This window comes from Cryobacterium sp. 10I1 (assembly GCF_035019805.1).
Taxonomy (GTDB): domain Bacteria; phylum Actinomycetota; class Actinomycetes; order Actinomycetales; family Microbacteriaceae; genus Cryobacterium; species Cryobacterium glucosi.
In genome coordinates, this window is the sequence record NZ_JASJVF010000129.1 from 1 (window position 1) to 9398 (window position 9398).

General features: G+C 68.7%; 10 protein-coding genes. All 10 read left to right on the plus strand.

What is annotated here, in order from left to right:
• Positions 1 to 71: 71 nt before the first annotated feature.
• Positions 72 to 1355, plus strand: coding sequence for a putative lipid II flippase FtsW (ftsW, locus tag QN345_RS11805; RefSeq protein WP_134446096.1), 1284 nt, complete (start codon positions 72 to 74; stop codon positions 1353 to 1355).
• Complete coding sequence (locus QN345_RS11810; protein WP_322135938.1) at positions 1352 to 2467, plus strand: UDP-N-acetylglucosamine--N-acetylmuramyl-(pentapeptide) pyrophosphoryl-undecaprenol N-acetylglucosamine transferase; 1116 nt, start codon at positions 1352 to 1354, stop codon at positions 2465 to 2467. Before ftsW ends, QN345_RS11810 begins: the two co-directional genes overlap by 4 nt.
• Positions 2468 to 2530: 63 nt before the next feature.
• Positions 2531 to 3937, plus strand: a complete 1407-nt coding sequence (murC, locus tag QN345_RS11815) for a UDP-N-acetylmuramate--L-alanine ligase (RefSeq protein WP_134446094.1) — start codon at positions 2531 to 2533, stop codon at positions 3935 to 3937.
• A 9-nt stretch (positions 3938 to 3946) separates the two neighbouring features.
• The gene (locus QN345_RS11820) at positions 3947 to 5098 is read left to right on the plus strand and encodes an FtsQ-type POTRA domain-containing protein (RefSeq protein WP_322140786.1); all 1152 of its coding nucleotides are present in this window, start codon (positions 3947 to 3949) and stop codon (positions 5096 to 5098) included.
• 202 nt (positions 5099 to 5300) lie between these two features.
• A complete protein-coding gene (ftsZ, locus tag QN345_RS11825; protein ID WP_134446092.1) occupies positions 5301 to 6482 on the plus strand; it encodes a cell division protein FtsZ in 1182 nt (393 codons plus the stop codon).
• A 7-nt stretch (positions 6483 to 6489) separates the two neighbouring features.
• Positions 6490 to 7182: a YggS family pyridoxal phosphate-dependent enzyme gene (locus tag QN345_RS11830; RefSeq protein ID WP_322135936.1), complete on the plus strand. Its 693-nt coding sequence runs from the start codon at positions 6490 to 6492 to the stop codon at positions 7180 to 7182.
• Positions 7183 to 7217: 35 nt separating this feature from the next.
• Positions 7218 to 7754: a cell division protein SepF gene (locus QN345_RS11835; RefSeq protein WP_134446091.1), complete on the plus strand. Its 537-nt coding sequence runs from the start codon at positions 7218 to 7220 to the stop codon at positions 7752 to 7754.
• 8 nt (positions 7755 to 7762) lie between these two features.
• Complete coding sequence (locus QN345_RS11840) at positions 7763 to 8059, plus strand: YggT family protein (protein ID WP_134446090.1); 297 nt, start codon at positions 7763 to 7765, stop codon at positions 8057 to 8059.
• A gap of 138 nt (positions 8060 to 8197) precedes the next feature.
• Positions 8198 to 8824, plus strand: coding sequence for a DivIVA domain-containing protein (locus QN345_RS11845; RefSeq protein WP_134446089.1), 627 nt, complete (start codon positions 8198 to 8200; stop codon positions 8822 to 8824).
• A partial coding sequence (lspA, locus tag QN345_RS11850; protein ID WP_323505303.1) for a signal peptidase II occupies positions 8814 to 9398 on the plus strand: 585 nt, incomplete at its 3' end. The genes QN345_RS11845 and lspA, both read left to right, overlap by 11 nt.

Consider the following 9398-nt stretch of genomic DNA (forward strand, 5'->3'; position numbering starts at 1 on the left):
GTTCTCCGACTACGCAGCACGCGGCCGCCTCTTCGCGGAAGCCGTTCACGATTATCTGGGAGGTGAGGCGGATGGCGAGACTGCCCCTGGCTCGAACGCCTAGGACCGCAGCCCCCCACCAGCCGGCGCCCGAGGCGCACAACCCCGCCACCCGCATCCATCTCGGACGCGTGTTCAAGGCGGAATCGACGAGCTACTTCCTGCTGCTCGGAACGACCCTCTTCCTCGTCGCCTTCGGCCTGGTGATGGTGCTGTCCTCATCGTCGGTCGACTCCTACCTCGAGAACGCAGGCTTCTTCGGCACCGTGCTCCGCCAGGGCGGCTTCGCGGCCGTGGGTGTCCCGCTGATGCTCTTCGTCAGCCGGATGCCGATCAAGTTCTGGCAGCGGGTGGCCTGGCCGACCCTGATCATCGCGTGCCTGCTGCAGTGCCTCGTCGTCTTCACCCCGCTCGGCATCACCGTCGCAGGGAACACGAACTGGCTGTCCCTCGGCGGGGTCCAGTTCCAGCCGTCCGAGGCGATCAAGCTCGCGCTCGTCATCTGGCTCGGCATGATCCTCTCCCAGAAGCAGGACCTGCTCGACGACTGGCGCCACGTCTACATTCCCGTGTTCGGCGTCGGCGGCGGATCGATCATGCTCGTACTGATCGGCGGCGACCTCGGAACCGTCATCATCATGGCCGGAATCCTCTTCGGCGCGCTCTTCTTCGCGGGCGTCCGGCTGCGGATGCTCGCGCTCCCGCTCCTGGTCGGCACGGTCGCGGGCGTGCTCGTCGCCGTCTCGAGCTCCAACCGGATGACCCGCATCCTCTCCTTCCTTAACACCGGCTGCGACGACCACACCGGAACGATCTCCGCGGCGTGCTGGCAGCCGCTGCACGGCACCTGGGCACTCGCCAACGGCGGGATCTTCGGCGTCGGACTCGGCAACTCCAAGGCCAAATGGTCCTGGCTGCCCGCTGCGGACAACGACTACATCTTCGCGATCATCGGCGAGGAGCTCGGCCTGATCGGCGCCATCGTCGTGCTCGGCATGTTCATCCTGCTCGCGTTCGCCTTCCTGCGGATCATGCGCTCGAGCACGAGCGTGCAGGCGCGCGTGTCGACGGCCGCCGTGATGGTCTGGGTCATCGGCCAGGCGCTCGTCAACATCGGTGTCGTCCTCGGCGTCTTCCCCGTCCTCGGCGTCCCGCTTCCGCTCGTCTCCGCGGGCGGCACAGCCCTGCTCTCGACCCTGATCGCGATCGGCATCGTGCTGTCCTTCGCCCGCGCGCACCCCGATCCGGCCGGGCGCACCCCCGGCGGAACCGAGCACCCGGCGGCACGGCCCGGACCGAGACGGGTGTCCGAGTGACCACGTACCTCCTGGCCGGCGGCGGGACCGCCGGCCATGTCAACCCCCTGCTCGCGGTCGCCGATGCGATCCGCGCGCGCGAACCCGACGCGGTCATGATCGTGCTCGGCACCAGGGAAGGCCTCGAGGCCCGCCTGGTACCCGCACGCGGCTACGAGCTGATCTTCGTGCCACGGCTGCCGTTCCCGCGCCGCCCGAACCGCGCCGCCGTGCTCTTCCTGCCCCGGTTCAACCGCGCCGTCAGCGACCTCGCCGCCGTGCTCCGTGCCAGGAAGGTCGACGTCGTCGTGGGCTTCGGCGGCTACGTCTCGACGCCGGCCTACCTCGCGGCCCGCCGGGCGGGCATCCCGATCGCCATCCACGAGGCGAACTTCCGCGCGGGACTCGCGAACCGCCTCGGGGCCTGGCTGACCACCCGGGTCGGCGTCGTGTTCCCCGGAACCCGGATCCGCCACGGCCGGGTCGTGGGAATGCCGCTGCGGCCGGAGATCCAGAACCTCGACCGCCCCGGTGTCCGGGCGGAGGCGCTGCGCTTCTTCGACCTCGACCCCGGCAGGCCGACCCTCCTCGTCACGGGAGGGTCCCTCGGCGCGCGCCGCCTCAACGGCACGGCCGTGCAGTCAGCATCGGCGCTGGTCGCGGCCGGCTGGCAGGTGCTGCACATCACCGGGCAGAAGTCCGAGGTCCCCGACCCGGCCATCGACCACTACCGGATGATCGAGTACTGCGACCGGATGGACCTCGCCCTCGCGAGCGCGGACTTCGCCGTCTCCCGGGCAGGGGCCGGGACGGTCTGCGAGCTCAGCGCGCTCGGCATCCCCGCCGTCTACGTGCCCTACCCGGTCGGAAACGGGGAACAGCGCTTCAACGCGGCCTCCGTCGTCGCCGCGGGTGGCGGGATCATCGTCGACGACGCGGCCTTCCTGCCCGCCTGGGTCGCTGACGAGCTCGTGCCGCTCCTCACCGACCGGCCGCGCGTGCGCAGGATGGGGGAGCTCGCGGCATCCGTCGGAGGCCGCGACGGCGCCGAGCGGATGGCGGACCTCGTCAGCGATGCCCTCGGCCACCCACACGGCGGCGTCAATCCGGCAATCCCTGGCGCCGACGCGTAACGTAGAGGCCGCACCACACCCGATTTCGACACTGAGATTCGACACTGAGAAGAGCGGCACCACGTGATCAAGCCCGACCTGAACCTCGTCATTCCTGCGGACCTGGGAACGGTACATTTCGTCGGCATCGGCGGTTCCGGAATGAGCGGCATCGCGCGGCTCTTCCTTGCGGCCGGCCACACCGTGACCGGCTCCGACGTGCGCGAGTCCGCGAACGTGCTCGCCCTGCGCGAGCTCGGAGCGCGGATCAGCATCGGCCACGCCGCGGAGAATGTCGGGGATGCCGATTCCCTCGTCGTCACCGGGGCGCTCTGGCAGGACAACCCCGAGTACGTCCTCGCCCTCGAGCGCGGCCTCCCGGTGCTGCACCGGGCCCAGGCGCTCGCCTGGCTGATCCAGAAGCACCGCCTCGTCTCCGTCGCCGGCGCACACGGCAAGACCACGTCGACCGGGATGATCGTCACGGGCCTGCTCGGCATCGGCAAGCACCCGAGCTTCGTCAACGGCGGAGTGATCGAGTCCCTCGGCGTCTCGGCGGGCGCGGGAACCGATGACCTGTTCGTTGTCGAGGCCGACGAATCCGACGGGTCCTTCCTGCTGTACAACACGGCCATCGCGCTCGTGACGAACGTCGATCCGGACCACCTCGACCACTACGGGTCCCTCGAAGCTTTCGAGGCCGCCTTCGTGCAGTTCTCCCACGCAGCCACCGAGCTCGTCGTGATCTCCGCAGACGACCCCGGCGCGGTCCGGGTCACCCGGAGCCTCACCGGCCAGAAGGTCGTCACCTTCGGCGAGGCCGCCGACGCGACCGTGCGCGTGCACTCCGTCGTGACGGATGGTCCCGTGAGCTTCTCCGTCTCGTATGCGGGCCAGGACTACTCAGCGACCCTGCGGATCCCCGGCAGGCACAACGCGATCAACGCGGCAGGCGCCTTCGCCGTGCTCGTCGGACTCGGCTGCGACCCCGCAGCGTCGCTCGCGGCCATTGCCACCTTCGGAGGCACCCAGCGCCGCTTCGAACTGCACGGCACCGTGAACGGCGTCAGTGTCTACGACGACTACGCCCACCACCCGACGGAGGTCGCGGCCGCGCTCACCGCGGCACGGACCGTCGTCGGGACCGGGCGCATCATCGCCGTGCACCAGCCGCACCTGTACAGCCGCACTCGCCTCTTCGCGCAGGAGTTCGCGGACACCCTCGAACGCACCGCTGACCAGACGGTCGTGCTCGGCGTCTACGGCGCCCGCGAGGATCCCGAACCCGGCGTGACCGGCGCCCTGGTCTCCGGAAAGTTCCACGACGCATCCAAGGTCGCCTACGTGCCCGACTGGCAGGAGGCCGCCGACTACGTTGCGCGCATCGCCAGACCCGGCGACTTCGTCGTCACACTCGGCTGCGGTGACGTCTACCGGATCGTCCCCCAGCTGCTCGAATCGCTCGGCGACCGCGTCCAGGCCCAGGGATAGCACGGGGGAATGAGGCGACCAGAGGGCTTCGACCGGCCGGAGCAGCCGCCCACCAGGGACGGCGCCGCGCCCAGCGCTGCCACACCCGGCGGCCGGGGAACGAAGCGTTCGTCGCGCCGCCCCGCGGACACCGCGACTCCCGCCGGCGGCCGGGGAACGACCGACGGCACCAGCACCGAACCCATCACGGTCCCGAAACGCCGGCCAGAGCAGCCGCACCTCGCCTCCGTCTCGCCTCTGCACTCGTCAGGAGCGCAGCAGGCCGAACCCGTCACCGAGCCGATCACGACGGTGCCGGCGCGGTCACCGGGCGCACGGCCGCCGAAGGGGCGGGCGTCTGACGCAAAGACGGAGACCGCCGGTACGGCAGGGGAGGACGCAGAGCCCGCGCTGACCCCCGCAACGGCCCGGCGCAAGTTCCGCGCCGCCCGACGTGCACGCAAGCGTTACGAACGCGAGGAGGTGCGCCGCTTCACCTGGCGCTCGCGCCGCCGCCGCACGGCCTGGCTCGTCGCGCTCGGTACCGTGGCCGCTCTCCTCGGGTTCGTTCTCATCGGGACGTACTCGCCGCTGATGGCGCTCCGCACGATCGAGGTCGTCGGGACCAGCCGGATCTCCGCCGACCAGGTCACCGCCGCGCTCGGCGACCAGCTCGGTACCCCGCTGCCCCTCGTGGACTTCGCGCGGATTCGCGAGGACCTCGGTACGTTCCCGCTGATCCAGAGCTACGTGACCGAGAGCAGGCCGCCGGACACCCTCGTGGTGCGGATCGTCGAACGGACGCCCGTCGGCACGGTCGTCGTCCCCGGCGGGTTCAACCTCGTCGATGCCGCGGGCGTCGTGATCCAGAACGGCCCTGCACGCCTGGCCGGCTATCCCGTGATCGACGCGCGGGCCGGCGTCGGCAGCGCCGGGTTCCAGGCCGCGACGGCCGTCATCGCTGCCGTCCCGGATGCCGTCCGCCAGCAGCTCGACACGGTCACGGCGGCGACCACCGACGACGTGACCCTGGTCCTGACCGGTGGGGCCCGGGTGGTGTGGGGGAGTGCGGAGCGATCGGAGTACAAGGCCGTCGTGCTCGCCGCGCTCATCGTGAGCCACCCCGTCGGCACCGTCAAGGAATACGACGTCTCTTCTCCGGACAGCGCCGTCCTCCGCTGATCCGCGGGCCATCCGCCGGCCGGGGAACCGAGTCGTCCCGCCACGCGTAATCCGCACGGTGATTTTTCCGGGGTTGTTCGCGACACGCGGGCGCGCCTCCCCGGAGGGGGATGCGTGGCGCTTACCTTCGAAATCAGGAATTGCATACTCAGCATAACTTTAAACTTCGACCAGAGGTTTAGGGTTCCACCGGAGGCCGGACGTGTCAACAACAAACCAGAACTACCTCGCTGTCATCAAGGTTGTTGGAATCGGCGGCGGCGGCGTCAACGCTGTCAACCGCATGATCGAACTCGGCCTCCGTGGCGTCGAGTTCATCGCCATCAACACCGATGCCCAGGCGCTGCTGATGAGCGACGCCGACGTCAAGCTCGACGTCGGTCGCGACCTCACCCGTGGCCTCGGCGCCGGCGCGGACCCCGAGGTCGGCCGTCGTGCCGCCGAGGACCACGCCGAAGAAATCGAAGAAGCCCTCGCGGGAGCCGACATGGTCTTCGTGACCGCCGGCGAAGGCGGCGGCACCGGCACCGGCGGCGCACCCGTCGTCGCCCGCATCGCGAAGTCCATCGGCGCGCTCACCATCGGCGTCGTCACGAAGCCGTTCGGCTTCGAGGGCAAGCGCCGCCAGGCCCAGGCCGAGGCGGGTGTCGCCTCCCTCAAGAACGAGGTCGACACGCTCATCGTCGTGCCGAACGACCGCCTGCTGGAAATCAGCGACCGCGGCATCAGCATGCTCGAGGCCTTCGCAACGGCCGACCAGGTCCTCCTCGCCGGCGTGCAGGGCATCACCGACCTGATCACGACCCCCGGTCTGATCAACCTCGACTTCGCCGACGTGAAGTCCGTCATGCAGGGCGCGGGTTCCGCGCTCATGGGCATCGGCTCCTCACGCGGTGCAGACCGCGCCATCAAGGCGGCAGAACTCGCCGTCGCCTCCCCCCTGCTCGAGGCGTCCATCGACGGCGCACACGGAGTGCTCCTCTCGATCCAGGGCGGCTCGAACCTCGGCATCTTCGAGATCAACGACGCGGCCCGCCTCGTCCAGGAGGCCGTGCACCCCGAAGCCAACATCATCTTCGGTGCCGTCATCGACGACACCCTCGGTGACGAGGTCCGGGTGACGGTCATCGCAGCAGGCTTCGACGGCGGAGAACCCGGTGTCAAGGCCGTCGAGGTGCGCCACGCGGACCTCGTGGCCGCGGGTGTCGCCGCCGGCGCCGTCTCCGCTACGGCGGATGCTGCATCGGGCGGCGCTGCGAGCGTCTTCGGCACCGAAGAGGCAAGCGTCGCGACCTGGTCCGCCGGAGAAGCAGGGACGGCCGTCGCCGACCCGGCCTTCGAAGAAGACCCCGACGACCTGGACATCCCCGACTTCCTCAAGTAAACCCATCGTGACCGAATTGCGTCCTGAGCCGTCCGGCCTCGCCGGGCGGCTCGACGTCGTGCGCGAACGGGTCGCCTCGGCCGCCAGGGACGCGGGCAGGGACCCGGCGGACGTGACGACGATCGTCGTGACCAAGTTCCATCCCGTCACGATGATCGAGGAACTCCTCCGGCTCGGTGTGCACGACTTCGGCGAGAATCGCCACCAGGAGGCCCAGGAAAAGGCCGGCGCCCTGGCCGGCCGCGACCTCACCTGGCATTTCGTCGGCCAGGTCCAGGGCAAGAAGGCCCGGCAGGTGCGCGCATACGCTCACGTCGTGCATTCCGTCGACCGGGCGTCCCTCGCGACGGCCCTCGGCTCTGCCGATTCGTCCATCGACTGCTTCATCCAGGTGAACCTCACGGACGACCCCGCTCGCGGGGGCGTCGATCCCTCCGGGCTCGATGCGCTCGTCGAGCACGTGCTCGGCACGCCGGGATTGGGCTTGCTCGGGCTCATGGCCGTCGCCCCGCTCGGGGCGGAACCGGCAGCGGAGTTCGCCAGGGTCCGGTCACTCGGGGAGGGCATCCGAAGGGCCGCGCCCGAGGCGCGATTCCTGTCGATGGGCATGTCGCAGGACTATCCGGAGGCCATCCGCGAAGGGGCGACACACCTTCGAATTGGCACCGCAATCACCGGGAATCGCCCGACTCTCGGTTAATCTGAGTACGAAGAATCACCAACACGGAGGTCGAGATGTCCAACCCGCTCAAGAAAACCATGGTTTACCTGGGGCTGGCAGACGAAGAGCTGGAGTACGAGGCGCCCGTCGCCCCACCCGCGGCCGATCAGAATGCCGTCTCGAATTCCGCCCAGCCGAAGACCGCCGCGCCGCACCAGGCCGGCCCGTCCGCGACGCGCGTCGAGGGCTCTCACGGCACCAATGGCCGCGCCCCGGTGACCCCGCTGCGCAAGACCTCCACTCCCAAGAATGTGGCTGCCTCAGAAATGAATGAAATCCTCACCGTCCACCCGCGCCAGTACCGCGATGCCCAGCTGATCGCGGAATCCTTCCGCGAGGGCATTCCGGTCATCATCAACCTCTCCCAGATGAGTGACGCCGACGCGCGCAGGCTCATCGACTTCGCAAGTGGCCTCTCCCAGGGCCTCTACGGCAAGATCGAACGTGTCACCGCCAAGGTGTTCCTGCTCTCGCCGTCCCACATCGTCGTCTCGGGCGACAACGCCGCCGAGGAGTCCGACACGGAGTCGTCCTTCTTCGCGCAGTCATAGTCTCGGCCGTGTTCGTCGTCACACTGCTCGCCTGGATCATCTACTACGCCCTGCTGTTGTATTTCTTCGTCATGTGGGGACGCTTCATCGTCGACCTCGTCCGCAGCGTCAACCGCTCGTGGCGCCCGCAGGGAATCACGCTCGTTCTGGTCGAATTCATCTACGTGGTCACCGATCCACCGGTCAAATTCTTCCGGCGCATCCTGCCGCCACTGCGGGTCGGCCCGATCGCATTCGACTTCGGCTGGAGCCTGACCATGCTCTGCACGATCATCGGCATGGGCGTCGTCGGCGCTCTCCGGTAGTTCTCGCGTCCGTTCCGGAGTGCGGCATGTATTCTTGATCGAGGCGTCCCGGGTTCGCGTGTGCAACACGCTCCGTCCGGTAGCGTCAATTATTCGTTCGACAAAAAGTTCTCAACTGAGTTTTAAGGGTGGAAAGCCATGGCGCTAACTCCGGAAGATGTAGTCAACAAGCGGTTCCAGTCGACCAAGTTCCGTGAAGGATACGATCAGGACGAGGTGGATGACTTCCTCGACGAGGTCGTCGTGGAGCTTCGCCGCCTGACTGCCGAAAACGAGGAGCTCCGCGCCGGTGTCAGCACCGAAGCCGGAAGCACTCCCGTCGTCGCCCCCGTCGAAGCCGTCAAGGCTCCCGAGGTCGTTCCCGCGCCCGTCGTCGTTCCCGCGGTCGTCGCCGCAGCGGCTCCCGTGGCCGAGCCGATCGACGAGACCGCCGGCACCACGAACCTGCTGCAGCTGGCCCGCCGCCTGCACGAGGAACACGTCAAGGAAGGCGCCGAGAAGCGCGACGCCCTCATCGCCGAGGGTCACGCAACCGCGGCCCGCCTCGTTGCGGAGGCCGAAGCCAAGCAGCGCGCGCAGAACACGATCCTGGACAAGGAACGCTCCGTCCTCGAGAACAAGATCGACGGGCTCCGCACCTTCGAGCGCGAATACCGCCAGAAGCTGAAGAGCTACATCGAGGGCCAGCTGCACGACCTCGACGCTGCCTCACCGGTCGGCGCCGAGAGCGCGCAGAAGCCGAGCTACCAGGGCTTTGGCTCCTAAGGTCCGAACGAAAGGGCGATCCAGCGCGCTCATCGTTCTGGGCCTCGCCGCGCTGGGCGTCTATGCGCTCGACCAGACGGCCAAGTTCCTCGTCGTCAGTTCGCTGACCGAAGGAAGTACCGTCCGGGTTCTGGGGGATGTGCTGCAATGGCACTACGTCCGGAACCCGGGCGCGGCGTTCAGCCTCGCCACCGGCATGACGTGGATCTTCACGATCATCGCCGCGGCGGTCGTCGTGTTCATCGTGATCTTCGCCGGGCGCATCCGCTCCCTGGCGTGGGCGCTCGTCTTCGGCCTGCTCCTCGGCGGCGTGCTCGGAAACCTCACCGACCGGCTTTTCCGGGAGCCGTCCTTCGGCCTGGGCCACGTCGTCGACTTCATCACGACACCCTGGCTGATCCCCGCCATTTACAACGTCGCGGACGCGTCGATCGTCACGAGCATGGTGATCTTCATGATCCTCACCATCCGCGGCATCGGCCTCGACGGACGCAGGGCCGTGCGCGAGCCGGCCGGCACCGCCCATGATGCCGATCCGGCCGACCCCGGCTCGACCCCGGCACCGCCCCTGCCC